Source organism: Synechococcus sp. JA-2-3B'a(2-13) (assembly GCF_000013225.1).
In the GTDB taxonomy this organism is placed as follows: domain Bacteria; phylum Cyanobacteriota; class Cyanobacteriia; order Thermostichales; family Thermostichaceae; genus Thermostichus.
Genome location: NC_007776.1, coordinates 227,573 through 252,147, shown reverse-complemented (window position 1 = coordinate 252,147; position 24,575 = coordinate 227,573). Strand labels below are relative to the sequence as shown.

Below are 24,575 nucleotides of genomic sequence, written 5' to 3'. Positions count from 1 at the left end.
GTATGTGGCAACGACTGGATCCCAGTGTGGATATCTGGAGGGCCCGATCCCATCCCCTGAATCCCATTTTTCTGCCCCGTTCGGTGGCGGTGGTGGGGGCCACGGAGCGGGAGGGCAGCGTGGGGCGGACGGTGTTGTGGAACCTCATTAGCCACCCCTTTGGCGGCACGGTTTACCCGGTCAATCCCAAGCGGCACCAGGTGTTGGGGATCCGGGCCTACGAGCGGCTGTCCGCTCTGCCGGAGCCGGTGGATCTGGCCATTATCGCCATTCCGGCAGCGGGGGTGCCCAAGGTGGTGCAGGAGTGCGTAGAAGCCGGGGTCAAGGGCGCCATTGTTCTTTCAGCAGGCTTCAAGGAAACGGGCCCTGCTGGCTGGGAGCTGGAGAAGCAAATTCAGCAGACTATCCAATCGCGTCAGCGGGACGGAGTCCTTAGGAAGCTGCGCTTGATTGGCCCCAACTGCCTGGGGATCCAAAACCCCCACACGGGCTTAAACGCCACCTTTGCTGCCCAGATGGCCCGGCCCGGCAATGTGGGCTTCATCAGCCAAAGTGGGGCCCTGTGCACCTCGATCCTGGACTGGAGCCTGCAGGAAAATGTGGGCTTCAGCGCCTTTATCTCTCTGGGATCGATGCTGGATGTGGGCTGGGGAGACTTAATCGACTACTTGGGCGAGGATCCCCATACCCACAGCATTGTCTTGTACATGGAATCCATCGGGGATGCCCGCTCTTTTCTGTCCGCGGCCCGAGAGGTGGCCCTGAGCAAGCCCATCATTGTCATCAAGGCGGGGCGCACCCAGGCGGCAGCCCAAGCAGCCGCTTCCCACACGGGCTCCCTCACCGGCAGCGACGCAGTGTTGGATGCGGCCTTCCGCCGTTGCGGCGTGCTGCGGGTGGATCACATTGAAGATCTCTTCGACCTGGCGGAGGTGCTGGCCAAACAGCCCCGTCCTCAGGGCCCTCACCTGACCATCCTCACCAATGCCGGCGGGCCAGGGGTGCTGGCCACCGATGCCCTCATTCGCGCCGGGGGATCCCTGGCCCAGCTCTCCCCCCAAACCCTGGAGCAGCTTGAGCGGATCTTGCCCCCCCACTGGAGCCACGGCAATCCCATTGACATTTTGGGGGATGCCGATCCGGAGCGCTTTGCCCAAGTTTTGGAAGTGGTGTTGCAAGATCCCGGCAGCCAGGGCTGTCTGGTCATCCTCACCCCCCAAGCCATGACGGATCCCACGGCCACTGCCGAGAAAGTGGTGGAGACCTGGCGGCGCAGTGGATCCCGGCAGCCTATCCTGGCCAGTTGGATGGGGGGAGCTGGCGTGGATGCGGGCGAGCACATCCTCAACCAAGCCGGGATCCCCACCTATCGCTACCCGGATCAAGCGGCGCGGGTGTTCGGCTATTTGTGGCGCTTTAGTGACAACCTCAAGGCCCTCTACGAAACCCCCACCCTGGCTCCCACCAGGCCAGTGGAGCAGGAAAAAGTGCAGCAAACCCTTGCCCAGGCGAGGCGGGAAGGCCGCACGCTTCTCACGGAGGTCGAATCTAAGGAAATCCTGGCCGCCTACGGGATCCCCGTGGTGCCGACGCGGGTGGCCGAGAGCCCCGAAGCAGCAGTGGAAGCTGCCGAGGCCATGGGCTACCCGGTGGTGGTGAAGCTCTACTCCCACACCCTCACCCACAAAACCGATGTGGGCGGCGTGCAGCTCAACCTGCCCGATGCTGAGGCGGTGCGCCGGGCCTTCGGGCAAATCCTCCGCAACGTCAGCGAGAAAGCGGGGCCGGAGCACTTCCAGGGGGTCACGGTGCAGCCGATGGTGGACACGGATGGCTATGAGCTGATCCTGGGGAGCAGCCAGGATCCCCAGTTTGGGCCGGTGTTGCTGTTTGGCAGTGGCGGACAACTGGTGGAGGTGTTTCAAGATCGCTCCATTGGCCTTCCCCCCCTCAACACCACCTTGGCCCGGCGTCTGATGGAAAACACCCTCATCTACAAGGCCCTCAGGGGGGTGCGGGGACGCCCAGCTGTCGATCTGGAGGCCCTAGAACAGCTCTTGGTGCGTTTTAGCCAACTGGTGGCCGAGCAGCGGGAGATTAAAGAGATCGACATCAATCCGCTGCTGGCTTCCAGCGAGGGCCTGCTGGCTTTGGATGCCCGCGTCATTTTGCGAACCGAGCAGGATCCCCAGGTGCCCTTGGCCATCCGCCCCTATCCCACCCAGTACATCTGGAGCTTCCGGGACGGCATCACCATTCGCCCCATTCGCCCTGAAGACGAGCCTTTGGTGATCGATTTTCACCGCCACGTCTCCGATTACAGCGTCTATCTGCGCTACTTCCACCCGATCAAATACAGCGCCCGCATCGCCCACGAGCGCCTTACCCGCATTTGCTTTAACGATTACGACCGCGAGATTGCCTTAGTAGCAGAAAAACAGGAGCCAGAGGCCAATCGCGTCAGCGGGACGAAGTCCTTAATCCTCGGCATCAGCCGCCTCTCCAGAAAACATGGCTTTCCCCAAGAAGCAGAGTTTGCCATGCTGGTGGCGGATCCCTACCAACGGCAAGGGATTGGCACAGAGCTGTTGACCCGCCTCATTCAGGTGGCCCGCTGCGAAGGGATCCAGCACCTCACCGGCGAGGTTCTTTGCGAAAACGAGGCCATGCGCCGCCTGTGTCAGCGGCTGGGGTTTCAGTTGCGCCCTTCTCCAGAGGATCCCGGGATCCTCAAGGCTGCTCTGGCTTTAATCTCCGATCCGCCAATCCTCGCCACCTGCTCCCCCTAGAGATCCCCAGAGAACTAAAAACGGTTTACCGACTGGCTTACCGTAGAATAAGACGGGAAGAGTCCTGGCGCTTGTCCCCTCCCCTTTTGGGAGGGGGGTTGGGGGTGAGGGCGGACTCCCTCTGAGGAGGAGGAGAAGTTTTTGGGGATTGCTATGAACACTGAAGGGACACCTGCGAACAAATGGGGGATCCCCTCAGCAATCGAGGTGGTCTGGTCTGGGAGAGTTGGGGCCGGGATCCGCAGGCTGCCGGTGAGCATGGGGCGGTGGCTGGGGATGGGATCCCTAATTTTTGGCCTTCTTCTTGGCCTCAGTGGTTGTGTCAGCGGTATGGGCTCAGGGGGATCCAGAGAGGAAGTAGCGATTCTCCTGGCCTCCTTTGCGGTGACGCGGGATGCCTACCGGCAGATCATCCCTGCTTTTGAGGCCGATTGGCTGGCGAAAACGGGGCAACGGGTGCGGGTGGAAAGCAGCTACGGCGGCTCGGCAACGCAATCGCGGGCAGTTATTGACGGGCTGGATGCCGATGTGGTGGCCTTGGCTCTGGCCCTGGATGTGGAGCGCCTCGTGGCTGCCGGTCTCATTCAGCCGGGATGGGAAGCCCGTACCCCCAACCAAGGGATCGTTACCCGTTCGGTGGCAGTAATTGTAACGCGGGAGGGCAACCCCCAGGGGATCCGCTCTTGGCAAGATCTGGCTCGGCCCGGCTTGCAGGTGGTTACCGCCAACCCCAAGACCTCAGGGGGCGCCCGCTGGAACTTTTTAGCCCTCTGGAGCGCTGTCCCTGAACCCCAGGCTCTGGCCTTCACCACCCAGGTCTACAAGAATGTCCGCATTTTGCCGCGGGACTCACGAGAGGCCACCGATGTTTTTTTCCAAAAAGGGCAAGGGGATGCCCTGCTCACCTACGAACATGAGGTGATCTTGGCCAGCCTGCGCGGCCAATCCCTGTTCTATGTGGTGCCGGATCCCAACATTTCCATCGACAACCCCGTAGCCGTGGTGGATGCCAATGTGGATCGCAAAGGCACCCGTGCCGTGGCCGAAGCCTTTGTGGACTACCTATTCACCCCAGAAGCGCAGCGGGCCTTTGCCGAGGTGGGCTTTCGCCCGGTGGAGCCGACGGTGGCCCAAGAGTTTGCCTGGCGGTACCCTCCTGTTGAGAAGCGGGTTACCGTCGCCGACCTGGGAGGCTGGGAGGTTGTCCAAAGCCGCTTTTTTGCCGATGGGGCCTTGTTTGACCGCATCCAAGCTCAGTTGTAGGGAGTCTCCCTTGTTTTGGATCCCCGTTCAAGTTATTCTGGGAGCTGTATCAACGGTTTGTTGACAGGTTTACCGTAGATTAGCCGCGGGTTTAACTTCCCTCGCCCTCTCCAGAAGACTCAGCCGGCAACCATCCAGCAACTTCTCAGGCAAACCACTAGCTAGGCAGAACCTATGGGTATCACCATCGAAGGGGTATCGAAGCGTTTTGGCGAGTTTCAGGCCCTTCACCCCACCGATCTCACCATTCCCACGGGATCCCTGGTTGCCCTCTTGGGGCCATCCGGTTCTGGCAAATCCACCCTGCTGCGCCTGATTGCCGGCCTAGAAAAGCCGGATACGGGGCGGATTTCCCTCACCGGGCGGGATGCTACCCATGCCAGCGTCCAGGAGCGCAACATTGGTTTTGTTTTTCAGCACTACGCCCTGTTCAAGCACATGACGGTGCGGCAGAACATCGCCTTTGGCTTGGAGATCCGCAAGGCTTCACGGGCCGAGATTCGGGCACGGGTGGATGAGCTGCTGGAGCTGGTGCAGCTATCGGGGTTCGGGGATCGCTACCCCTCTCAACTCTCTGGGGGGCAGCGGCAGCGGGTGGCCCTAGCCCGCGCTTTGGCGGTGGAGCCGCAGGTGTTGCTGTTGGATGAGCCCTTTGGGGCCCTGGATGCCAAAGTCCGCAAAGAGCTGCGCAAGTGGTTGCGGCGCCTGCACGATGAGGTGCATGTGACAACGGTATTTGTAACCCATGATCAAGAGGAAGCCATGGAGGTGGCGGATCAGATCGTGGTGATGAACCAGGGGCGGATCGAACAGGTGGGATCCCCGGCAGAAATCTATGACCATCCAGCTACACCCTTTGTGATGAGCTTTGTCGGCCCGGTCAACGAGCTTTCTCCCCGCTCCCAACTCTTTTGCCAGCTTCCCGAGGTGCAGGCCGGCCCGCATCAGCTTTTTTTGCGCCCCCACGATGTGCAGATTGAGGTCAACCCCGGCAGCAGTGGTGTTTCTGCCCGCGTTAAGGAGATCATCCACCTGGGTCGGGAGATTCAGGCGGAGCTGATTCTTAGCGATGGCGGATCCCTGTGGGCCCATCTCAGCCGCGAGCAATATGCCAACCAACCCCTGCAGGTGGGGCAGCAGGTCTATGTGCGCCCCAAGGTGGTGAAAGCCTTTCCCGTCAAAAAAACCGAGATGACCGCAATGCCGGTGGGAGCTTGAGAAACGTTGCTGCAAGCTTTGTCTCAACTGTCTTGGCCGTGGCGGCTGACCCTGGGCTATCTCTTCTTGATGTTGATTCTGCCGCTGGCTGCCTTGATTGCCAAGTCCAGCAGCGTGGGCTGGGCGGAGTTTTGGCGGATCGCGACGGATCCCGTGGCCCTCTCCGCCTATGAAGTTACTTTTGTAACCGCGTTGCTGGCGGCTCTGATCAACGGCGTGATGGGCACCCTGACTGCCTGGGTGCTGGTGCGCTACGCCTTCCCCGGCAAAAAGCTTCTCGAGGGGTTGATCGATCTGCCGTTTGCTTTGCCCACCGCCGTGGCCGGCCTCACCCTGGCAACGGTTTACAGCAGCAACGGCTGGATTGGATCCCTTTTGGCCCCCTTGGGGATCCGCATCTCCTTTACCCGCTTGGGGGTGGGGGTGGCGATGCTGTTTATTTCTTTTCCCTTTGTGGTGCGGACGGTGCAGCCGGTGTTGCAGGAGCTGGAGAAAGATGTGGAAGAGGCAGCCTGGAGTTTGGGGGCTTCCCGCTTTCAGACCTTCCGGCGCGTGGTGCTGCCCCAGATTCTGCCGGCAGTGCTCACCGGGGTGGCCCTGGGGTTTTCCCGCGCCGTGGGGGAATACGGCTCTGTGGTGATCATCGCTTCCAGCATTCCCTTTCGGGACTTGATCGCGGCGGTGCTGGTGATTCAGCGGCTGGAACAACACGACTATGCTGGGGCAACCGTGATCGGAACGGTGATGTTGGGGATCTCTTTCCTGTCGCTGGTGGTAATTAACCTTCTGCAAGCCTGGGGAAGTCGCCATGAAACCTGACGAGGTAGCAGGTGTCAAACCGAAGCCCTCAACATGGCTGTCGGGCCTGTTGATCGGGATCGTCGGGCTTTACATCGCGCTGCTGCTCGGGATCCCGGTGGTGAACATCTTCTATCAGGCGTTTCGAGAAGGGATCCCAGCCTTTCTCCATCGCCTGACAGAGCGGGAGTTGCTCAGTGCCCTGCGATTGACGGTGCTAACCGCCCTGGTCGTTGTGCCCCTCAATACCTTTTTCGGCCTCTGTGCTGCCTTGGCCATTGCTCATCGGCGTTTTCCGGGGCGGGCGCTGCTGCTGAGCCTGATCGATCTGCCCTTTTCCATTTCCCCGGTGGTGGCTGGCCTAATGCTGGTGCTCATCTTCGGGCGTCAGGGTTGGCTGGGATCCTGGAGGGTTATCTTTGCATTTCCGGGCATTGTGTTGGCAACGGCTTTCATCACCCTTCCTTTTGTGGCGCGGGAAGTGTTGCCGGTGTTGGAGGAGGCAGGCACCGACCAGGAAGAAGCCGCCAAAACGCTGGGGGCGACCCCCTGGCAGATCTTCTGGAGAATCACCCTGCCCAACATCCGCTGGGGCCTTCTGTACGGCGTCATCTTGACCAATGCCCGCGCCATGGGGGAGTTCGGCGCTGTGGCTGTGGTTTCCGGCAACATCATTGGCCGCACCCAGACCTTGCCCCTGTTCGTGGAAGATGCCTACCGCAGTTATGCCACCGGCTCAGCCTATGCGGCGGCGGTGGTGCTCTCCTTGCTGGCGGTGGTAACCCTAGTGGCTAGGGAGTTCCTTGAGCGGGGATCCCATTCCCGCCGAGTCTTTTGACGGTTGGGTTGGGGCTAGGCAGGCTCGGTGAGGATCTCTGGCAGACAAACCCTAGTGCCCCGCAGGCCGCAGTAGCCGCGCGGATTCTTGGCCAGATATTGCTGGTGGTAGTCTTCGGCGTAGTAAAACTCAGGCGCGTCTAAGATCTCGGTGGTGATCTGGCCGTAGCCGTGGGCGGTCAGGGCCTGCTGATAGAGATCGCGGGTTTTTTCCGCCAGCTCCCGCTGCGCCGGAGAATACACATAGATGCCGGAGCGGTATTGGGTGCCCACATCATTGCCTTGGCGCATCCCCTGGGTAGGGTCGTGATTTTCCCAAAACACCTTCAGCAGTTGGGCATAGCTGACCTGAGCTGGGTCGTAAACCACCCGCACCACCTCGTTGTGGCCAGTCAGGCCAGTACAGACCTCTTCATAGGTGGGGTTGGGGGTAAACCCGCCAGCGTAGCCCACCGCTGTGCTGAACACCCCTGGCACCTGCCAAAACTTGCGCTCTGCCCCCCAGAAGCAGCCCATGCCGAACATGGCCAGCTCCATGCCCTCGGGAAAAGGCGGCTGCAGCGGATGGCCATTGACAAAATGCCGATTCACGATCACCATCGGCTCGGCCCGGCCCGGCAAGGCTTCTTCCGGTTTGGGCAGGGACAGTTTCTTGCCAAGTTTGCCAAAGCCAAAGAGCACCATAGGGACAGCCCGATACATTCGTTAACACTTACCAGCCTAGCTCAGTTGGCTCCTCATGTGTTGGAAAAATCCTTGATCGGGTCAGCTCACCGATTCAAAAGCCCCCAGCCGCTTGGCCACTAGCAGATAGACGGTCATGATCCCCATCGGCACAACCGTGAAGGCTGCCGCCGAGGGAATGTTGCCAGAGGTGCCCTGAAAGGCGAGAACTGCCTGCCCGATGAAATAGCTGGAATTGCCCAGAGAATAAGGCACCACAAAATCTCCTAGCGTTAAGGAAAAGGTAAAGACCGACCCGGCCAGGATCCCTGGCAAGGCGAGGGGAAGAGTAACATGGCGGAACGTTTGCCAACCCTGAGCTCCCAAATCTGCAGAAGCCTCAATTAAGCTATCAGGCACTCGCTCCAAAGCCGCCTGGATCGGCAGAATCATATAGGGCAGCCAAACATAGAGAAACACCAAGAAAATACCCAAGTTGGATACAGCCAGCGATGGCCCACCGATCCCGGGCAACTGCAAAATCTTTTCCACCCAGCCCTGTAGGCCCACATGGGTGAGTAGATAGGTAAGGATCCCTTCTTTGGCCAGGATCAACTTCCAGGCATAAACCCGAATCAAATAACTAGACCAAAGCGGTAGGAGCACCAACAAGTACAAAAAGTCCTTCCAGCGAGGAGAGGCCAGTCTGACCATGGTATAAGCCAGAGGAAAAGCCAACACAATTGCAGCTAGGGTCACTGCCAAAGCCATAGTCAAGCTGCGGACAAAGATATCCACGCTGGCAGGAGTGAGCAGCTCCCGATAGGTGGCCAAAGTCAACTTTCTCAGGATCAGGCCGGTAAAGGGATCCAGATGATAAAAACTTTGCAGCAGCAGCGCCAGCAGCGGCCCCAAGTAAAAGACCAGTAACCAAATGAGAGGTGGCCCCAACAGAATGGCAAGGATGAGCGTCGGGTGATGATAGAGGAATCCAAACAGATCGGGTTTATCGGTTATCTGAGTTGTTTTGGCCATGGCCAGGCAGGCATGAAGATCAGCTTTTCATTCCCTCTTTTTGGTGTTATTGGAATTGTAGGTCGACGAGCCAATAGAATTCAACAGAATTGGGATTGAGAAAGTGCGAACAGGCAAGAGGGATTGGCTTGTCTACACCTGCCGGCGGGTATCCTTTGAGGGAAAACGGCAATCAGAAGATGCCGGTATCTTGGCGGGAAGTGGAGGGCCATCGTAGACAGGGATCCTTTGAACCTTTTGGGGGCATTGGGAGTCAGACAAAGCAAGGTTGAGAACAAGGGAGCGTCCTCTCGTGCAGGCGGCAAAGGATACATCCGATTGGGAGCTGATCCAGCGCTGCCTCAACGGCGACAGCCAGAGCTTTCGCCAACTCTACCGCAAATACCAGCAGTCGGTACGGAATATCCTCTATCCCTTGTGTGGAGCCGATCTTTTGGATGACCTGGTACAGGAAGTGTTTATTCGTGCCTGGAAAGGGTTGCCTCGGTTTCGCGGCTCGGCCCAGTTTTCCACTTGGCTGTATCGCATCTGCTGGAATGTGGCCTCAGATCAGCGACGGCGCTGCGCCCGGCAACACTCCCAAACCCAAAACCTGGCCCTCGGATCGGATATCGCTCACCCTGGCCCCGACCTGATGCACTTGCACTACCAACAGGCTCTACAGCAAAGCATGGCTCAGCTCAGCCCCGAACACAGAATGGTTGTAAACTACCCGACCCTGACTGCTTCGCAGTACAGGGCGGGCTTTCGGTAGCCCTGCAGTTGGCAAGCCAACCACGAACCTCTAGGCTGGTTCACAGCAGCCCCCAAAAGCGCAATCACATTCGCACCATTCAAATCCGCATCCCCTTCCCATCCACAGTGCCCACACTTGAACGACTTGCCACTGCGGTAGGACTTGCCCTGCTCAGGGTGGATGTGTAAACACTTGTGACAGGTCTGCGACGTGTAAGCAGGCGGCACAAGAATCAGAGAAACCCCTGCAGCCCTCGCCTTGTATTCCAGAAACTGACGTAGTTGGTAGAACGCCCAACTGTTGGCCCTGCGCCGCTCGGCTTTGCTGCGGGGTTGTTGATTGACTCTTTTCCGGATCCCTGTCAGGTCTTCCAGGGCAATAGCGCTGTTTGTGGTCTTTGCCCTAGAGACAATAGCTTTGGAGATGCGATGATTGACCCACGCCTGAAAGCGCCTCTCCTTGCCAGACAGCCGTTGCAGCAGTTGACGGCATCTGCGCCGCGAACTGCGTGTGCCCTTACTGGCTTTGCGTTGGAGTGCCGCCCTCAACCGGGAGTAGTGGTCTCGGATTCGGTTCAACTGCTGTCCATTCCAGTTATCCCCTTCTGACGTATGGGCAATATCTGTCCTTCCCAAGTCCACCCCCAGCACTCTACCCGTGCGTTGCGGTGGGGATGGCTCCGCTTCCACACAGATTTGAATGGAGTAGGAGCCGTCTTTACGCTTGACCAGAGTGGCAGATTTGGGATTGGAGCCCGCCAGCCGTTCTCTCTGGTAGCGGCCAATCGCCAGCTCAAAGCGCTCCCGACCCTCCACCGTGGTCAGCGACACCGTCCAGTCTTTCTCGCGGAACGAAAAGATACGAGCGTCGTAGGTAGCGAAGCCACCCTTGAACGCTTTGACGGGGCGGTTTTTCTGTTGGGCAACTTTACGGGCGCCGGCCAGCCGCCTGCAGACCTGCTGAGCCAAGTTACTGGATAAGCCGAACCGGGCGCGAATCTGGTAATAGCAAAGGGACTGGAGTTTGACTGCGTTGACTACTTTTTCTGGTGTGTTTTGGTTGACCCAGTTCAACGCCTGCACAAAGGCATCCATTGTCGCATCCAACTTTGCGGCTTGCGACTGGGACACCTTGAGCTTGCAGGGGACGGTCAGGACTTGAGTCATGGTTCTATCATAACTTCCGCATTCCTCCCGACACTGACCCTACGGGTACAGTGCGGGGCTCCTGCGATTTCTAGCTGAAAATTCTCGAAGAGGCCGCTCCATTTTAATTGGATGGCTAGTTGGTATGAGCTGTTATGGTCATTTAAACAGGAATGAAACATTTCCGCCTGGCTCCCCTCTTCCTCTGAGAGAAGGGGTGAAGGCAGTGGCAGGGAGCGTTTGGGGAGTGTCTCAACCTAGCTTGAAATGACTATAACAAGGCGCTTAAATATCCAGGGCAACAATGACAGGGGCATGATCGCTGGGTTTTTCGGCCCGCCGTGGCTCAACATCGATCCAGCAAGCGGTGGCTTTCTCCTGTAGCTCACGAGACAGATAATGATGATCAATGCGCCAGCCGCGATTCCTTTGAAACCCCCCCGAGCGATAGTCCCACCAGCTAAAATGGCCGGGATCTGGGGTGAACCTGCGAAACGCATCTTCAAACCCTAAAGCCAGGATCTCCTGCAGGGCTTGTCGCTCCGGTTCGGAAGCCATGATTTCTCCCGCTTTTTGGGGATCGTAAATATCCCGATCTTCCAGGGCAATGTTAAAGTCCCCGCAGAGCAAGATGGGATCCCCTTGGCTCAGGGCAACCGCGAGGTAATCCTTCAGCGTGGCCAGCCAGCGCAATTTATAGGCGTATTTTTCCGATCCCACCTCAGCACCGTTGGGCACATAAAGGTTGAGAATACGGATCCCGCGGTAGATGGCGCTCATCAGCCGCTTTTGCTCGTCCAAATCTGCCGCCGAAGGCAGCAGCGCACCAAACCCCCGTTCTACTTTTTCCGGGGGATCCCGGCTGATCAGAGCCACACCGTTGTAGGACTTTTGCCCGTAGACCTCCACATGAAAGCCCCGCTCCTGAAAGGCCGCCCGGGGAAAGTCTTCATCCACCACCTTAGTCTCCTGCAGGCAGAGCACATCCAGGGATCCCTGGCTGTCCAGCCAAGCCAAAACCTGAGGCAGCCGGGTGCGAATGGAGTTGACATTCCAGGTAGCCACTTGCATGAGGGATCCCGCTCACTCCACCAAGGCTCTTCCTCGGATTTGGGCCAGCCGCTCCGCATCCAGTACCTCACCCTCAGTGTAGTAGCCGGCAGCTTTTTTGGCCTCGATCTCCACACGGGCATCCGCCGGGATCAGCTCTTCTGGGATGGGCACCCGCTGCACGACCTCAATGCCGGAGTTGGTGATGGCTCGATACTTGAGGTCGCTCATGGAAATCAGGCGATCGATTCGGGTTATGCCCAGCCAATGGAGCACATCCGGCATCAACTCCTGAAACCGGATGTCTTGCACCCCTGCCACACACTCGGTACGGGCGAAGTAGGCATCAGCCCGATCCCCTCCTTCCTGGCGCTTGCGGGCGTTGTAGACCAAAAACTTGGTCACCTCTCCCAAGGCGCGGCCTTCTTTGCGCAGGTACACGATCACCCCGGCTCCACCGGCCTGGGCCGTCTTAACGCATTCCTCAATGCTATGCACCAGGTAGGGGCGGCAGGTGCAAATATCCGAGCCAAACACATCGGAACCATTGCATTCGTCGTGAACCCGCACCGCCAGGGGCAAAGCCGGGTCGGTGATGGCGGCCACTTGCCCGATGATGTACACCGTCTGGCCACCGATGGGCGGCAAAAACACCGATAGGTCTGGGCGAGTCACCAATTCTGGAAACATGCCTCCCGTCTGCTCGAAGAGGGTGCGGCGCAGCAGGCTTTCGCTCACCTGCAATCGTTTGGCGATCCCCGGCAGGTACCAGACCGGCTCGATTGCGGCTTTGGTGACCACCAGGCTGCCATTGTCTTTGAGGATCCGGCCATCCACCCGTAACCGCCCTTTGTTGACCGCCTCCTGCAGTTCTGGCATGTGGATGTGGGCCTGAGTAATGGCAATAGTAGGGCGAATATCGTAGCCCTGGGCATAGAGGGGAGCAAAGACTTCCCCCACAACTGCTCCCCAGGGATCCAAGGACACAATCCGGTCTGGATCTCCCCAGCTTGGGTGAGGGCCAATCGACACCACCGGGGCAGTATGGGTTAAATCGGCGCGGTGATCCGCCTGCAAAGAGCCACTGGCCACAGCCAATGCCCGATAGACAGCGTAGGCTCCCGCATGGGTGCCGATGACATTGCGATGGGCAAGATTGGTCAGGCTACCCACCACCGGCCCCCGCCGCAGCGGATCCAAGGCTCCCCAGCGGATCGGCTGGGCTTGCGTCCCATGAGGGGAGGGATGGGAAGTCAGGACAATGTGATGAGGACGGGAGGAAGGTTCGCTCATGGTCCTCAAGTGCTTGGAAAACTAAGAATCTGGAGAAAGCAGTATTATAGGCGATCCCCAGCCGTTTCCAGAGAGCTTGCCCCTTCTTTTGGGGTGCTTAGACAACGATTTTGGCCAAACCCAAGGGGCGGATCCCTGTCGGCGAAACCTCGACCCGATAGGGCAACATCTCCACTCCGGCTTGCAGGGCCTCACGAAACAGACGGGCATAGCGGGGATCCCGTTCTTCGCCGGGGGCAAACTCGGTGCAATCGGCGCGATTGATCCAGTACAGCAGCAGAGCCCGCTGCCCCTGTTGGCGGATCTGGATCAGATCTTCCAAGTGTTTTTGGCCGCGGGTGGTCACCGTATCGGGAAACAGCGCGCGGGATCCCACAGCCCAGGTGGTATTCTTCACCTCCAGATAGGCCGAGCCAGCGTCTCCTGTCAGCAGAAAGTCGATTTTGCTCTTGCCGCAGGTCACCTCCCGTTGCCGGCGGGAAAATCCTGCCAACTGGGGAAACCACCCTCGCTCCAGCCCCCAGTCCACCAGGCGATTGGGCAAGCTGGTGTTGATCCCCACCCATACCCCATCCACCTGGATCATTTCCCAGGTGTAGGCCAGTTTCCGTTTTGGCTCCGGGTGATGGGAGAGGTACACAGGTGCCCCCACCTGACAGACCCCACTCATCGGCCCCGTGTTGGGGCAATGGGCGATGATCTGTTGCCCGTTTTCCAGCTCCACATCGGCCAAAAACCGCTTGTAGCGGCTGCGCAGCACCCCTCTGTGCAAGGGGCTCGAAAAGCGGTAAGGTACCGGCCCATCCCCGCACTCCATCCCCAAAGCCTCTCCTTTCGTAGGTATTTTTCTTTAGGATTTTGGAAATCTTCTCCGGGGATCGTCTCTCCTGCGCTAGGGTAAATCATGTGTCCCAGGGCTTGGGGCACCCTCTTACAGCTCTTTCCGACTTCATGGGAATTCTGCAGATCACTCTGGGAAGCAGTAAGATCCCTATCGCACAAGAGATGCGTCTGCATTATCTGTAGTCGGTGCTGCCGGAAAGAGCTGTATTGGCGATTAAACCCATTTAACACCTCGTTTTTTCTGCCCTTTTGTCAAAACTTGGAGAAGAAAACCCGAATGCTGCGTCTTGATCCTGATCCCAGTTTTCAGCCTGGGGATTCCTTGCAGGACAACCGTGGGCGTGTGGCCATATTCATCGACGGGTCTAATCTGTTCTACGCCGCTCTGCAACTGGGCATTGAGATCGACTACACCCGTCTGCTGAAGACGCTGAGTGGTCGGTCGCCCCTTTTGCGCTCTTTTTTCTACACCGGCGTCGATCGCAACAACGAAAAGCAGCAGGGGTTTTTGCTCTGGATGCGCCGCAATGGCTACCGCGTGGTTACCAAAGAGCTAACCCAGTTGCCCGATGGATCCAAGAGAGCCAACCTGGATGTGGAAATTGCCGTGGATATGCTGTCGCTGGTGCGCTGGTATGAGACGGCTGTGCTGGTGAGCGGCGATGGAGACTTGGCCTATGCGGTCAATGCCGTTAGCTACCAAGGGGCACGAGTGGAGGTGGTCAGCTTGCGTTCCATGACCAGCGATCAACTGATCAACTTGGCGGATCGCTACATCGACCTGGAATCCATCAAAGACCAAATCAAGAAGACCAACCGTCCCTCCTCCGCCTACCTGTACCGACCGGGGTTCACCGCCGATGAGGAGGACGAGGGATAACTTTCCCTCCCCCACAGGGAGAAGGGAAAGCAGAGCAACGGGGGGCTTACTGGGCTTTCCAATTTGAAGGGATCCCTTGCAGCAGGTAAACCGGGTTCAGGGGGGCAAAGCGGGTGCCCTCGGCCAGGACGGCAGAGCGGGAGATCTGAACGTGATCTACTCGAACTTGCCAGCCCCGAGAACGCAGCCATTGCAGGGCTTCACTGCAGGTTTCTAGGGTAGCGAAGTTGGCCACCAAGATCCCTCCAGGCCGCAGGCGGGCTCCCACCACCGGCAGCAGGTCGCGGATCCCTTTGCCGCCACCGCCCAGCACCACCCGATCCGGATCTGGCAGGTCGGCCAACACTTGGGGGGCTGCCCCCGGGATCACCTGCAGGTTCTCTGGGCCAAAGCGTTGCCGGTTGCGCCGAATCAGACAGATGCCCATGGCGTTGCGCTCGACAGCATAGACCTGGAGCCGAGAAGAGAGGCGGGCTATTTCGATGGCCACCGAGCCGGTGCCGGCACCGATATCCCACACCACGCCCTCTTGGGGGAGCTGCAGGGATCCCAAGGTGAGCAGGCGGATGGGCTGCTTGGTGATCAAGCCGGGCTGGTCGGGAAAGGTGTAGAACTGGTCGTCCGGGATCCCGACCAAAGGCCAGCGATGGGGATCTGGCTCCGGCTCTACTCGTCGCAGCACCACAACGTTGGGGCTGGGGAAAACGGCGTCTTCCCCTTCTTGGAGGGGCACGACCTGTTCTTGAGGGGATCCCAGTTGACTACAGACCCAGGCTTGGTAACGCACCGGCAGCCGCAGGTCGGCAATGAACTGGGCCAAGACGGTCGGTGTATGCTCCGGATCGGTGAGCACCACGATCACAGGGGATCCCTGCTTGAGAACGGCTTCCAACCGCTCCACTCCCCGCCCGTGCAGGCTGAGGATGGTCGCCTCCTGCCAGGGGATCTGCAGGCGGTTCAGGGCCAGCTGCACCGAGCTCACCTGCGGATAGAAGGCCAACCGCTCCGCTGGGAAATACTCCGTCAACAGCCGCCCGATCCCGAAAAAAAGCGGATCCCCGCTGGCCAACAAAACTAGGGATCCCTGAGCCATCTCCTGCTGCAAAAGTGGGATCCAACTTTCCACTGGCCCGGTGAGCGGGATCTTGCGGGCCGGATGATCGGTAAAGTGCCGGAGCAGATGAGGGGCTCCTGCCAAAACCCTGGCTTGGGAAAGGGGGGGGATCCCCCAGGAAGCCACAGAGCCATCCCCCGCTACCCCTACGACCGCAAGCTGAGGTGACCGCCCAGGTGCTGCCGTAGCCATTTAACGTTCGACAGGTGGGTGGTATTGGCGCATGTGATTGAGAAAATCCAGTCGCAGCTCCGCCACTTCCCGTTGCATTTCCCGCATCTCCCGAATAAAGCTGAGTTGAGCCTCGATCAGGCGGCCATCGCGCTCCCGAAATTGCTCCATCATCATGGCTTGCGCTTCCCTCAGTTCGGCAAACCCAGCCTGCATATCTCGGCGGCACTCCTGTATGGCCACCTCCAGCTCGTCTCCCCGCTCTTCGTTCTGTCGAATCCGCTCCTGGTTCTGTTGGATCAACGCCCTGATCTCCTGGATTTCGGTCTGGAGTTGGGCTTCCATAGCCTGCCGCTCGGCCCGCATTTCGGCCATCTGGGCCTCAAAGCGCTCGGCAGATCGTTGCTGTTCAGCCCGGATCTCGGAGATTTGGGCTGCAAAGCCCTGCCGCATCTCAACCATCTGAGCCTCAAAGCGCTCGGCAGATCGTTGCTGTTCAGCCCGGATCTCGGAGATTTGGGCTGCAAAGGCCTGCCGCATCTCAACCATCTGAGCCTCAAAGCGCTCGGCAGATCGTTGCTGTTCAGCCCGGATCTCGGAGATTTGGGCTGCAAAGGCCTGCCGCATCTCAACCATCTGAGCCTCAAAGCGCTCAGCCGACCGCTGCTGCTCGGCTCGCATTTCGGCCATCTGGGCCTCAAAGCGCTCGGCAGACCGCTGCTGCTCAGCCCGGATCTCGGAGATTTGGGCTGCAAAGCCCTGCCGCATCTCAACCATCTGAGCCTCAAAGCGCTCAGCCGACCGCTGCTGCTCGGCCCGCATTTCTTGGATTTGTTCTTGTTGTTGCTGAAGGTTGCGAATCAGCCACTCCTCTTGTTCTGGGGTCATGGGAAAGGTCTGAAGATATCCCTTCAATTCTAGTCAGTTGGGGATGGGATCCCGTTGAGCTGCCAAGAGAAGGGCATTGACAATGGCAGCAGCAACTGGGGATCCGCCTTTGCGGCCCTCCACCCGAATCTGGGGAACATCCGTTTGCGCCAACGCCTGCTTGGCCTCTTCCACCGCCACAAATCCCACCGGCACTCCGATCACCAAAGCCGGCTTGACCCGCTGTGCCCGAATCTCCTCCACCAAAGCCAGCAACGCGGTGGGGGCATTGCCAACGACAAACAGGGCTTCTGGATAGCGGCGTGCCAAGTTCACCATCCCATTGGCGGCGCGGGTTTGACCGGGCCAACGGGGCTCCTCCACCCAGTCCAAAGCACAGTAGAGGGGGATCCCTTGGGCTTTCAGACCTGACTGGATCCCAGCTGCCACCATCCTGACATCGACAACGACAGGCCGCTTTTGCCGCAGGGCTGCCAGGGCTTGTTCGACGGCGTTGGGGCCGAAGAAAAAGCGATCCCGTAGCTCAAAGTCGGCAGTGGCATGAATGGCGCGGCGCACCACCTCATAAGGGATCCCTTGCCAGGGGTGGGGGCCAATCTCTTGATCGATCTGGCGGAAGCTGGCAGCAGTGATTGGGTCTACCTGGAAGGCTTCATTCATTGGGTCTGGAGTCAGGGGCACAGTCATGCTGGCATGTCCTAAAGAAGAACCGGTAGCAAAGTAGCTTTGGGCGAGCCGAGAAAACCACTAAGATTGGTCTAGCCTAAATTGGAGATGAGCCTATTGTTGTCACCCACTCCTCCCTTGCACAGACTCAACTCCCATCCTTCCCCTTCTGCTCGGGTCAGCGCCAATTCCGTCGGCAATCCCGGTTTCTCCTCTGTTGATGCGCCCTCCTCTTCCCCAACGGGTAGCGACAGGGATCCCTTGTCGGCTTTGCCTCGCTACGGCTACTCCCAAACCTGGCATTGGCGGGGCTGGCCCATCCATTTCACCTACACCCCCAGTCGTGCCCAAACCCCTGCCGGTGTCGTCAACTTGACGGCAGCTCCGGCCCTTTTAATCCATGGATTTGGAGCGTCAGTGGGTCATTGGCGCCACAACATTCTCCCTCTGGGATCCCAGCGCTCCGTCTATGCCCTCGACCTGCTGGGATTTGGCAAGAGTGCCAAGCCGGAGATTGCCTACAGCGTTGATCTGTGGGTGGAGCAGGTACACGAGTTTTGGCAAACTCACATTCAGCAGCCCAGCATCCTGGTGGGCCATTCCATCGGGGGCTTGGTGGGAGTCATTGCCGCCGCCCGCTATCCCCAAATGGTGAAAGGCTTGTGCTTGATCAGTTGTGCCGATGGGCCTCACCCCGAAGAATTACCCCCTCCCTGGGATGCTCTGGTGCGAGCCCTCTGCGAAGGGATTCTGTCGTTGCTGGGGTGCCCCCTCACTTATCCCCACCTCTTCAACTGGCTGCGACAAACCGAGGTGCTACGAGCTTGGATCAAGAATGTCTACAAGCGGGATGAGCAGGTGGATGACGAGCTGGTGCAGATCTTCCAGAGACCGGCCTTTGAGCCGGGGGCAGCCCACGTGTTTTTGGACGGTCTGAGGGCCATTCTCTGCCGCCGCTTCGACAGCCCCAAACGCCTGCTGCCCACCCTAAAAATGCCTATCTTGCTACTTTGGGGCCGAGAAGATCCGGCAGTGCCCAGTTTTTTGGCAGACCAATTTAAGCGCTGGCAACCTGCCCTCACCTTGGTGAAGCTGCCGGGAGTAGGCCACTGCGCCCACGACGAGCTGCCTCACTGGGTCAACACCCTCATCGGGGAATGGGCGGCCAGTCTGGAGACCTGCCCTGACTTGCCCACCCCCCTTCAGCGGGATCCCCGAGTCGGCTAGCTCAGCAAGTGATCTGAGCTATTCCCGGCAAGGTGCCACAAGTGAGGGCTATCGGCACAGGGCCCCCCCCAGCTTGGAACACCCCCAAGCCAAATCCCAGCCTGCCGCCGGGAAAAGGGATCCCGCTCAGAGATCAGGGGGCAGCTTGAGGATCTGATGCTGGCGCATCCCCTGCCAGCGGCGAATGAGATCGCCATCAATACCGAACTGATCCAACGCCTTCACCACCACAAAATCCACCAAATCTAGGATGGTACGCGGCTGGTGGTACCAAGCTGGAATGGCCGGAACAATGCGCGCCCCCGCTTCTGCCAGAGTGGTCAAGTTGCGCAGGTGGATCAGGCTAAAGGGGGTTTCCCGCGGCACCACCACCAAGCGTCGTCCCTCCTTGAGCTGCACATCAGCAGCCCGCTCCAGCAGATCCGAGCTCAAGCCGGCAGCCAACTTGGCAACTGTACCCATGCTGCACGGGATCACCAACATCCCCTGCGTGCGATAGGAGCCACTGGCAATGGTTGCCCCCACATCCTGCCAGCGATGACAAACTAGGGATCCACCGCTGCTCTCGGCTTGCTGTCGCCAAAAGTGGGCCTGCTTGCGGGGGTCTGTCGGCAGCAGCACCCCTTGTTCTCCCTGCCACACCTGATAGGCCGCTTTGGAGGCCACCACTTCGACGCGGTAGTCCAGGCTGAGCAGAACATGCAGAGCGCGCACAGCATAGAGCATCCCTGAAGCGCCTGATACGCCAAGGATGATGGGCAGAGAGGATGTCAAGGGCCGCTGGGGAACGTCTTCTGCTCAAGTCTAGCGAGGGGAGCCGTCCCTCGCCTGCTCAGGAGATCCCTAACCCACCGCTCCAAAAGACTTGCACAACGCGGGATAAAAATGCTCCTGGCACAGGTTGAAGGCAGCGCTCAAGCCCCAGTCTGACTCTTCTCTGTTAGGTCTGCAGATTTTGCCGCCCGTTGCGGATCACCCGTAAGGACTCCACCAACCGCAACTCCAAGTCTTGCAACACCTGATCCACGTAACGGTGGGCCTCCCGCTGCAGGCGCTCCGATTCCTGCAGTGTCTGTCGCCGCACCTCCTCACTATGTTGATAGGCTTGTTGCAATAACTGCTCCGCCTGAGCTTGGGCCTGTCGCAGAATCGCCGATTCGTTGAGGAGCTGCTCAGCCCTACGTTGGGCCGCGGCCACAATTTCTTGGGCGTAGCGATTGGCCTCTGCCAAGATCCGATCCCGCTGGCGCAGCAGTTCCTCCGCTTCCTCCAGGGCTGTCGGCAGGTTCAGGCGGATAAAGTCTAACTGCTCCAGAATCTTTTCCTCTTCAATAAGGGTGCGAGACCAAAACAGGCGAGGGCTACTGAGAATGGCTGCCTCCAATTGATCCAGGGCCTCCTGGACGCGCATCAGAGCCAGGGTCTGATCCCCAAAGGGTACGCCGGCACGATTGGAAGGATCAGAGGGCAATTCTCGCATCAGTCTATGAAGAGGGGAGGCTGCACTGAGCAAAAGAGCAGATCAGGCAGGATAACGCCTACCATATCAGGTTCTCGGTTTCCTGAATCTGCGCAGTCTCCCCTTCGCTCCAACCACTCTTCGTGAAGTAGATGTTCTTTTTGATATGAGGGGACGATGGACTTTCTCCCTCGCGGAGGCTGTGAGCCAAGCGGCAGAGAGGCTGCTTACCGGTCGGTTGGTGCCACAGCGGCTGGGGAGCCGAGGTTGCTCGGCTGCCAAAAGAGCGCCAATGGAGGAGATTTATAGTCATTTTGAATAGGAATAAAACATTTCCGTTGCCTTGCTCTCCAACCCCCCTCTCCCAGAGAGATGAGCTGGGGGGTCGCGGCAGCGGCGCGGAGCGTTTGGGGAGTGTCTCAATCTAGTTTGAGATGACTACACTTTTTGAGTTGCCGCCAGTTCCCTGAAGATGGCCAGCCTCCAGATGGTTGACAGCTACCTATGGCACACTGAGAAAAAAGGAGTTGGAGCCCCAGCCTCTTATGCCACAACCGCAGCCCCCCAGAAGACTGGAAGACCAGTTTGTGGAGAATGTCTCCCGTTATCCCACTTACTTTATTACCGTTTTGCTGGGGGGGATCTGGGCTGGCCTCCAGCCTTTTGTCGGCCTGTATCGCAAAAGTCCAACAGCGGCGGCTATGGTGACGCTGGGATCCCTTTTGTTGCTTCTATTTGTTTATTTCACCCTGCGAGGCATGACAGGGAATACCTTTTGGCCAGAATAGATACTGGGTTGAGGTTGGGGCCCATGGGCGAAGCTGTGCAGTGGACGCCGGCAGCATAAGCACGCCTCAAGGGGATCCCTCTTTTTCGCCCCACTGCTGACAAGAAGTAAAGTGCTCCGCACCGCTCGCGCGAATGAAAAGTTTGCCCCGGAATGGTGGCGGTCTATGGGCAGGCCAAGCCTCAATTGGCTCTTCAGGGATCCCGGCTGCAAGCTGTAGCGAGGGGATTGGATTTGCCGCTAGCTTGGTAGAGGTGTTCTCCTCCGTTTTTTGAACTCATGGCAGATTGGATCCTGTTGGCGCTGGTGGGTTCTGCAACCTACCTGCTGCTGCAAAAAAGTGTGGCCCGCCTCTCAAAGGTGCCGTGGCGGATCCTGTGGCTGGTGATGATGCTGCCCCCTTTGGTTTGGGTGCTGGGGCGTCAGGTGTTTCAGTACGAATTGCCTCCCTTGCTGATGTTGCTGCTGTTTCTCACCTCCTACTTTACCAGCATGACCTTGGTGAGACGAGGGGGTATTCGACCCTCAACCGGAGGCCCTCGGCCAGAGGTGGAAAACTCCTCTCCAGAAGCGGATCCCTCGCCGGCTGGGGAACCTGAGCCAGAGGAAGAGGAGGAAGACGGCGCCGCAGATCCGGTCTCGCTGGCTCTTGCCCACACCCCCATCTCCGAAGTGCCGCGGGAGAAGCTGAGCCATTGCTTCCCCTGGAACGTCTTTTATTTGCAAAATGTGGAGTACCGCCCCCAGGCGATCATCTGCCGGGGCAACTTGCGGGCGGATCCCAGTGAAGCCTATGAGCGGGTGCAGCAAAACGTGGAAACCACTTTCGGCAAACGCTTTTTGGTGGTGCTGCAGGAGGGGTTTGCCGGTAAGCCCTTTTTTGCCTTGGTGCCCAACCCGGCGGCGCGGCGCTCCCCGGCGGACAGTCGAGAGTTGCCGCTGCTGGCTTTGGGGCTGTTGCTATTCACCTTCTGGACAACCCTCAGTGCTGGGGCCCACGCGGCTGGGGTTAGCCCTGACCGGCTGCTGCATTTGCCCTCTCTGATGAAAGGATTGCCCTATGCGGTCGGGATCCTTGCCATTTTGGGATCCCATGAGTGGACTCGTTACTGGGTGGCCCGCCGCCACCACATCAAAACCTCGCTGCCCTATTTCATCCCGGTGCCTTTTGTCCTAGGGACTTTTGGGGCGTTTATCCAGTTGAAAGAGCCGGTGCCCAACCGCAAGGTGTTGTTTGATATCGCCGCCGCTGGGCCGCTGGCAGGGAGTCTTGTTGCTTTGGGCATGCTGTTGCTGGGGCTGTTGTTTTCAGCGCCTGCAGATCCTCCCGCGGTGCCGGAGGGGCAGCCGACCCCGATTAGTTTTCATCGCATTGACCCGCGCCTATCGGTGCTGCTGGCAATTCTGGCCCGCATGGTGCTGGGGGATCAGTTGCAGCCGGGGCAGGTGATCGAGCTGCACCCGCTGGCCTTTGCCGGCTGGCTGGGCTTGGTGGTGATTGCCTTTAACCTCATGCCGGTGGGCCAACTGGATGGAGGGCACATTGTCCACGCAGTGTATGGACAGCAGATGGGAGCGAATGTAGGCCGGGTAGCCCGCTGGTTGGTGCTGCTGCTGGCCTTGACGGTGCAGCCTTGGCTGTTGCTCTGGGCGCTGCTGCTGTTTGTGATTTCCAGTGCCGACGAGCCGGCCCTCAACGATGTGACGGAACTGGACGAGGCCCGAGATCTGCTGGGGCTGGGGATGCTCACGCTGCTGGTGCTGATCCTGCTGCCGGTGCCGCCGTTTTTGCAAAATGGGCTGGGCTTGGCCTAGATCCGGGGTAGGATCCAAACCGCCCCTGACCTCGTTCTTCTCTCATGGAACGCAGCTTAATCGTTCAAAAGTACGGCGGTACCTCTGTCGGCTCTGTCGAGCGTATCCAAGCCGTGGCCCAACGGGTGGCCCACACGGTGAAGGCAGGGCATCGGGTGGTGGTGGTGGTCTCGGCGATGGGGGATGAAACCGATCGCCTTGTGGGCTTGGGGGAGCAGATCTTGCAGGGATCCCCGACCACGCCGGCCCAGTTGCGGGAATGGGATATGCTCCTTTCCACCGGTGAGCAGGTGAGCATTGCCCTGGTGGCCTTGGCGCTGCAACGCTTGGGGTGTCCTGCCCTTTCCCTGACGGCAGCCCAGGTGGGCATTGTCACCACTCGGGATCACAGCCGGGCCCGCATTTTGCACATCCACACCGACCGCCTGTGGCAGCACCTGGAGCGGGAAGAGGTGGTGGTGGTGGCCGGGTTTCAGGGCATCACCAGCCTGGCGGAGCTGGAGATCACCACCCTAGGTCGGGGGGGATCCGACACCACGGCGGTGGCCTTGGCAGTGGCTTTGGGAGCAGAGCTGTGTGAGATCTACACCGATGTGCCGGGGATCTTCACCACGGATCCGCGTAAGGTGCCTGAGGCCAGGCTGTTGCCGGAGATCACCAGTGATGAAATGTTGGAGCTGGCCAGCTTGGGGGCCCAGGTGCTGCATCCCCGCTCGGTGGAAATTGCCCGCAACTACGGTGTGAAGCTGCGGGTGCGCTCCAGCTTGGAGCCATTGCAGGCGGGATGCGAGGGCACTCTCATTCTTTCTCCTCCCCCCCGTCCTCGTGCTGCCGACAGCAGTATCGAGCTGGGCCTGGCGGTGGATACGGTGGAGCTGGATCGGGATCAGGCCAAGTTGGTGTTGGTGGGGGTGCCGGATCGCCCTGGCATTGCCGCCCAACTCTTTCAGGGGATCGCGGCAGCAGGGGTGAATGTGGATTTGATTTTGCAGTCCCTCCAGTTCACAGCCTCTTGCGCCAGCGGGACGGACTCCTTGCCGCAGGGATCCGTGCCCCAGCCCACCAATGACATTGCCTTTACGGTCAGTCGGTCGCAGGTGGCCGAGGCTGCAGCCGTTGCCCGGCAGATTGGCCAAGAGCTGCAGTGTGCAGCGGTGATTGTGGATGAGGCGGTGGCCAAAGTCAGCATTGCCGGGGTGGGGATGATGGGCCGACCCGGAATTGCGGCGCAAATGTTCCAGGTGCTGGCCGAGGCCGGGATCAATTTGCAGATGATCTCCATGTCAGAGATCAAGGTGAGCTGTGTGGTGGCTGCGGAGCGGGCCGGGGATGCCGCCTTGGCTCTGGGAGAGTCGTTCCAGGTGATCCCCCACTTGCATCGGGCAAAGATGCCGGCTGCTCCTCAAGACAGCCACCCGGTACGCGGTGTTGCCTTGGATTTGAAGCAATCGCGGCTGGGCCTTCGCAAAGTGCCGGATCGTCCGGGAACTGCCGCCCATTTGTTTGGGCGCTTGGCGGCTGCTGGGATCATCGTGGACACCATCATCCAAAGCCAGCGGGGCTACCACAACGGGATCCCCAGTACCGACATTGCCTTTACCGTGCCTCAGGATCAAGCGATGGCTGCTGAGGCAGTCTGCCGGCAGGTGGCCGAAGAGCTCCAGGCGGCAGGAGTTGACGCGGATCACGACATTGCCAAGGTCAGCATTGTCGGCGCCGAGATGGAAACCTACCCTGGCGTGGCTGCTCGCCTGTTTGCAGCCCTAGCCGAAGCCGGAATCAACATCGAGATGATCGCCACCTCGGAGATCAAGGTGAGCTGTGTAGTGCGCCGGGATCGAGGGATCCCGGCCTTGCAAGCTATTCACCGCGCTTTCCGGCTGGACTGCCCCTAGCCT

Annotated in this window: 22 protein-coding genes; 11 read left to right on the top strand and 11 right to left on the bottom strand. The window is 59.3% G+C overall.

Translation table 11 applies throughout. The features are described from left to right. The first annotated feature begins 2 nt into the window (after positions 1-2). From CYB_RS01145 to cysW, 5 genes are all read left to right on the top strand, one after another. A complete protein-coding gene (locus CYB_RS01145) occupies positions 3-2,789 on the top strand; it encodes a bifunctional acetate--CoA ligase family protein/GNAT family N-acetyltransferase (RefSeq protein ID WP_011431907.1) in 2,787 nt (928 codons plus the stop codon). A 153-nt stretch (positions 2,790-2,942) separates the two neighbouring features. Continuing rightward, complete coding sequence (locus CYB_RS01140; protein WP_238376847.1) at positions 2,943-4,052, top strand: sulfate ABC transporter substrate-binding protein; 1,110 nt, start codon at positions 2,943-2,945, stop codon at positions 4,050-4,052. A gap of 174 nt (positions 4,053-4,226) precedes the next feature. After that, entirely contained in the window at positions 4,227-5,270 is a 1,044-nt protein-coding gene (locus CYB_RS01135; RefSeq protein ID WP_011431905.1) for a sulfate/molybdate ABC transporter ATP-binding protein, read from the top strand. A gap of 6 nt (positions 5,271-5,276) precedes the next feature. Further along, entirely contained in the window at positions 5,277-6,089 is an 813-nt protein-coding gene (cysT, locus tag CYB_RS01130) for a sulfate ABC transporter permease subunit CysT (protein WP_011431904.1), read from the top strand. Further along, complete coding sequence (cysW, locus tag CYB_RS01125) at positions 6,079-6,906, top strand: sulfate ABC transporter permease subunit CysW (protein WP_011431903.1); 828 nt, start codon at positions 6,079-6,081, stop codon at positions 6,904-6,906. Before cysT ends, cysW begins: the two co-directional genes overlap by 11 nt. Before the next feature lie 14 nt (positions 6,907-6,920). Here the strand turns inward: cysW and msrA are convergent, their stop codons facing one another. Both msrA and CYB_RS01115 read right to left on the bottom strand, forming a co-directional pair. Continuing rightward, the gene (msrA, locus tag CYB_RS01120) at positions 6,921-7,589 is read right to left on the bottom strand and encodes a peptide-methionine (S)-S-oxide reductase MsrA (RefSeq protein WP_011431902.1); all 669 of its coding nucleotides are present in this window, start codon (positions 7,587-7,589) and stop codon (positions 6,921-6,923) included. An 81-nt stretch (positions 7,590-7,670) separates the two neighbouring features. Continuing rightward, positions 7,671-8,603 carry an ABC transporter permease gene (locus CYB_RS01115; protein ID WP_011431901.1) on the bottom strand — a complete coding sequence of 311 codons (933 nt, stop codon included), beginning with the start codon at positions 8,601-8,603 and terminating at the stop codon, positions 7,671-7,673. A 292-nt stretch (positions 8,604-8,895) separates the two neighbouring features. Here CYB_RS01115 and CYB_RS01110 point away from each other — a divergent pair, with 292 nt between their 5' ends. Then, a complete protein-coding gene (locus tag CYB_RS01110) occupies positions 8,896-9,357 on the top strand; it encodes a sigma-70 family RNA polymerase sigma factor (RefSeq protein WP_011431900.1) in 462 nt (153 codons plus the stop codon). Here CYB_RS01110 and CYB_RS01105 read toward each other — a convergent pair. From CYB_RS01105 to sfsA, 4 genes are all read right to left on the bottom strand, one after another. Further along, positions 9,312-10,505: an RNA-guided endonuclease InsQ/TnpB family protein gene (locus CYB_RS01105; protein WP_011431899.1), complete on the bottom strand. Its 1,194-nt coding sequence runs from the start codon at positions 10,503-10,505 to the stop codon at positions 9,312-9,314. The two genes, CYB_RS01110 and CYB_RS01105, sit on opposite strands and share 46 nt — an antisense overlap. 264 nt (positions 10,506-10,769) lie before the next feature. Beyond that, positions 10,770-11,555 (bottom strand): exodeoxyribonuclease III, encoded by a 786-nt coding sequence (xth, locus tag CYB_RS01100; protein ID WP_011431898.1) that lies wholly within the window; start codon positions 11,553-11,555, stop codon positions 10,770-10,772. A 12-nt stretch (positions 11,556-11,567) separates the two neighbouring features. Continuing rightward, positions 11,568-12,827 carry a GTP cyclohydrolase II gene (locus CYB_RS01095; protein WP_011431897.1) on the bottom strand — a complete coding sequence of 420 codons (1,260 nt, stop codon included), beginning with the start codon at positions 12,825-12,827 and terminating at the stop codon, positions 11,568-11,570. A gap of 97 nt (positions 12,828-12,924) precedes the next feature. Beyond that, positions 12,925-13,644: a DNA/RNA nuclease SfsA gene (gene sfsA, locus CYB_RS01090; RefSeq protein WP_011431896.1), complete on the bottom strand. Its 720-nt coding sequence runs from the start codon at positions 13,642-13,644 to the stop codon at positions 12,925-12,927. Positions 13,645-13,947: 303 nt separating this feature from the next. On the opposite strand from sfsA, the gene CYB_RS01085 reads away from it, so the two are divergent. Then, positions 13,948-14,550: an NYN domain-containing protein gene (locus CYB_RS01085; protein WP_011431895.1), complete on the top strand. Its 603-nt coding sequence runs from the start codon at positions 13,948-13,950 to the stop codon at positions 14,548-14,550. A gap of 46 nt (positions 14,551-14,596) precedes the next feature. On the opposite strand, the gene CYB_RS01080 is transcribed toward CYB_RS01085, so the two are convergent. Genes CYB_RS01080 through CYB_RS01070 form a run of 3 tightly spaced genes read right to left on the bottom strand, consistent with a single transcriptional unit; the run spans position 14,597 to position 17,410 of the window. Next, positions 14,597-15,856: a bifunctional cobalt-precorrin-7 (C(5))-methyltransferase/cobalt-precorrin-6B (C(15))-methyltransferase gene (locus CYB_RS01080; RefSeq protein ID WP_011431894.1), complete on the bottom strand. Its 1,260-nt coding sequence runs from the start codon at positions 15,854-15,856 to the stop codon at positions 14,597-14,599. Next, positions 15,857-16,723 (bottom strand): hypothetical protein, encoded by an 867-nt coding sequence (locus CYB_RS01075; protein WP_238376846.1) that lies wholly within the window; start codon positions 16,721-16,723, stop codon positions 15,857-15,859. It lies immediately after the preceding gene. A gap of 33 nt (positions 16,724-16,756) precedes the next feature. Beyond that, on the bottom strand, positions 16,757-17,410 hold the full coding sequence (locus CYB_RS01070; protein WP_369791760.1) for a cobalt-precorrin-8X methylmutase: 654 nt from the start codon (positions 17,408-17,410) through the stop codon (positions 16,757-16,759). An 87-nt stretch (positions 17,411-17,497) separates the two neighbouring features. On the opposite strand from CYB_RS01070, the gene CYB_RS01065 reads away from it, so the two are divergent. Beyond that, on the top strand, positions 17,498-18,616 hold the full coding sequence (locus CYB_RS01065) for an alpha/beta fold hydrolase (protein WP_011431891.1): 1,119 nt from the start codon (positions 17,498-17,500) through the stop codon (positions 18,614-18,616). Between the two features lie 126 nt (positions 18,617-18,742). Here CYB_RS01065 and CYB_RS01060 read toward each other — a convergent pair whose 3' ends face one another. After that, positions 18,743-19,390, bottom strand: coding sequence for a flavin prenyltransferase UbiX (locus CYB_RS01060; protein WP_011431889.1), 648 nt, complete (start codon positions 19,388-19,390; stop codon positions 18,743-18,745). 166 nt (positions 19,391-19,556) lie between these two features. Next, positions 19,557-20,087, bottom strand: a complete 531-nt coding sequence (locus CYB_RS01055; RefSeq protein ID WP_238376845.1) for a hypothetical protein — start codon at positions 20,085-20,087, stop codon at positions 19,557-19,559. A 533-nt stretch (positions 20,088-20,620) separates the two neighbouring features. Between CYB_RS01055 and CYB_RS01050 the strand changes: the two genes are divergently transcribed. The 3 genes from CYB_RS01050 to CYB_RS01040 all read left to right on the top strand — a co-directional run bounded on the left by CYB_RS01050 (position 20,621) and on the right by CYB_RS01040 (position 24,572). Next, entirely contained in the window at positions 20,621-20,863 is a 243-nt protein-coding gene (locus CYB_RS01050) for a DUF751 family protein (protein ID WP_041436092.1), read from the top strand. A gap of 278 nt (positions 20,864-21,141) precedes the next feature. After that, a complete protein-coding gene (locus tag CYB_RS01045; RefSeq protein WP_011431885.1) occupies positions 21,142-22,677 on the top strand; it encodes a site-2 protease family protein in 1,536 nt (511 codons plus the stop codon). A gap of 44 nt (positions 22,678-22,721) precedes the next feature. Further along, positions 22,722-24,572 carry an aspartate kinase gene (locus CYB_RS01040; RefSeq protein ID WP_011431884.1) on the top strand — a complete coding sequence of 617 codons (1,851 nt, stop codon included), beginning with the start codon at positions 22,722-22,724 and terminating at the stop codon, positions 24,570-24,572. Positions 24,573-24,575 lie beyond the last annotated feature (3 nt).

Bases quoted from the DNA above. Each gene is read 5' to 3' on its own strand.
- CYB_RS01050 (WP_041436092.1), top strand. From the start codon at position 20,621: ATGCCACAACCGCAGCCCCCCAGAAGACTGGAAGACCAGTTTGTGGAG.
- CYB_RS01105 (WP_011431899.1), bottom strand. From the start codon at position 10,505: ATGACTCAAGTCCTGACCGTCCCCTGCAAGCTCAAGGTGTCCCAGTCG.
- sfsA (WP_011431896.1), bottom strand. From the start codon at position 13,644: ATGGAGTGCGGGGATGGGCCGGTACCTTACCGCTTTTCGAGCCCCTTG.
- CYB_RS01145 (WP_011431907.1), top strand. From the start codon at position 3: ATGTGGCAACGACTGGATCCCAGTGTGGATATCTGGAGGGCCCGATCC.
- CYB_RS01135 (WP_011431905.1), top strand. From the start codon at position 4,227: ATGGGTATCACCATCGAAGGGGTATCGAAGCGTTTTGGCGAGTTTCAG.
- cysW (WP_011431903.1), top strand. From the start codon at position 6,079: ATGAAACCTGACGAGGTAGCAGGTGTCAAACCGAAGCCCTCAACATGG.
- CYB_RS01070 (WP_369791760.1), bottom strand. From the start codon at position 17,410: ATGACTGTGCCCCTGACTCCAGACCCAATGAATGAAGCCTTCCAGGTA.
- CYB_RS01045 (WP_011431885.1), top strand. From the start codon at position 21,142: ATGGCAGATTGGATCCTGTTGGCGCTGGTGGGTTCTGCAACCTACCTG.
- CYB_RS01080 (WP_011431894.1), bottom strand. From the start codon at position 15,856: ATGGCTACGGCAGCACCTGGGCGGTCACCTCAGCTTGCGGTCGTAGGG.
- CYB_RS01115 (WP_011431901.1), bottom strand. From the start codon at position 8,603: ATGGCCAAAACAACTCAGATAACCGATAAACCCGATCTGTTTGGATTC.
- CYB_RS01040 (WP_011431884.1), top strand. From the start codon at position 22,722: ATGGAACGCAGCTTAATCGTTCAAAAGTACGGCGGTACCTCTGTCGGC.
- CYB_RS01065 (WP_011431891.1), top strand. From the start codon at position 17,498: ATGAGCCTATTGTTGTCACCCACTCCTCCCTTGCACAGACTCAACTCC.
- CYB_RS01075 (WP_238376846.1), bottom strand. From the start codon at position 16,723: ATGACCCCAGAACAAGAGGAGTGGCTGATTCGCAACCTTCAGCAACAA.
- CYB_RS01085 (WP_011431895.1), top strand. From the start codon at position 13,948: ATGCTGCGTCTTGATCCTGATCCCAGTTTTCAGCCTGGGGATTCCTTG.
- CYB_RS01095 (WP_011431897.1), bottom strand. From the start codon at position 12,827: ATGAGCGAACCTTCCTCCCGTCCTCATCACATTGTCCTGACTTCCCAT.
- xth (WP_011431898.1), bottom strand. From the start codon at position 11,555: ATGCAAGTGGCTACCTGGAATGTCAACTCCATTCGCACCCGGCTGCCT.
- CYB_RS01140 (WP_238376847.1), top strand. From the start codon at position 2,943: ATGAACACTGAAGGGACACCTGCGAACAAATGGGGGATCCCCTCAGCA.
- msrA (WP_011431902.1), bottom strand. From the start codon at position 7,589: ATGGTGCTCTTTGGCTTTGGCAAACTTGGCAAGAAACTGTCCCTGCCC.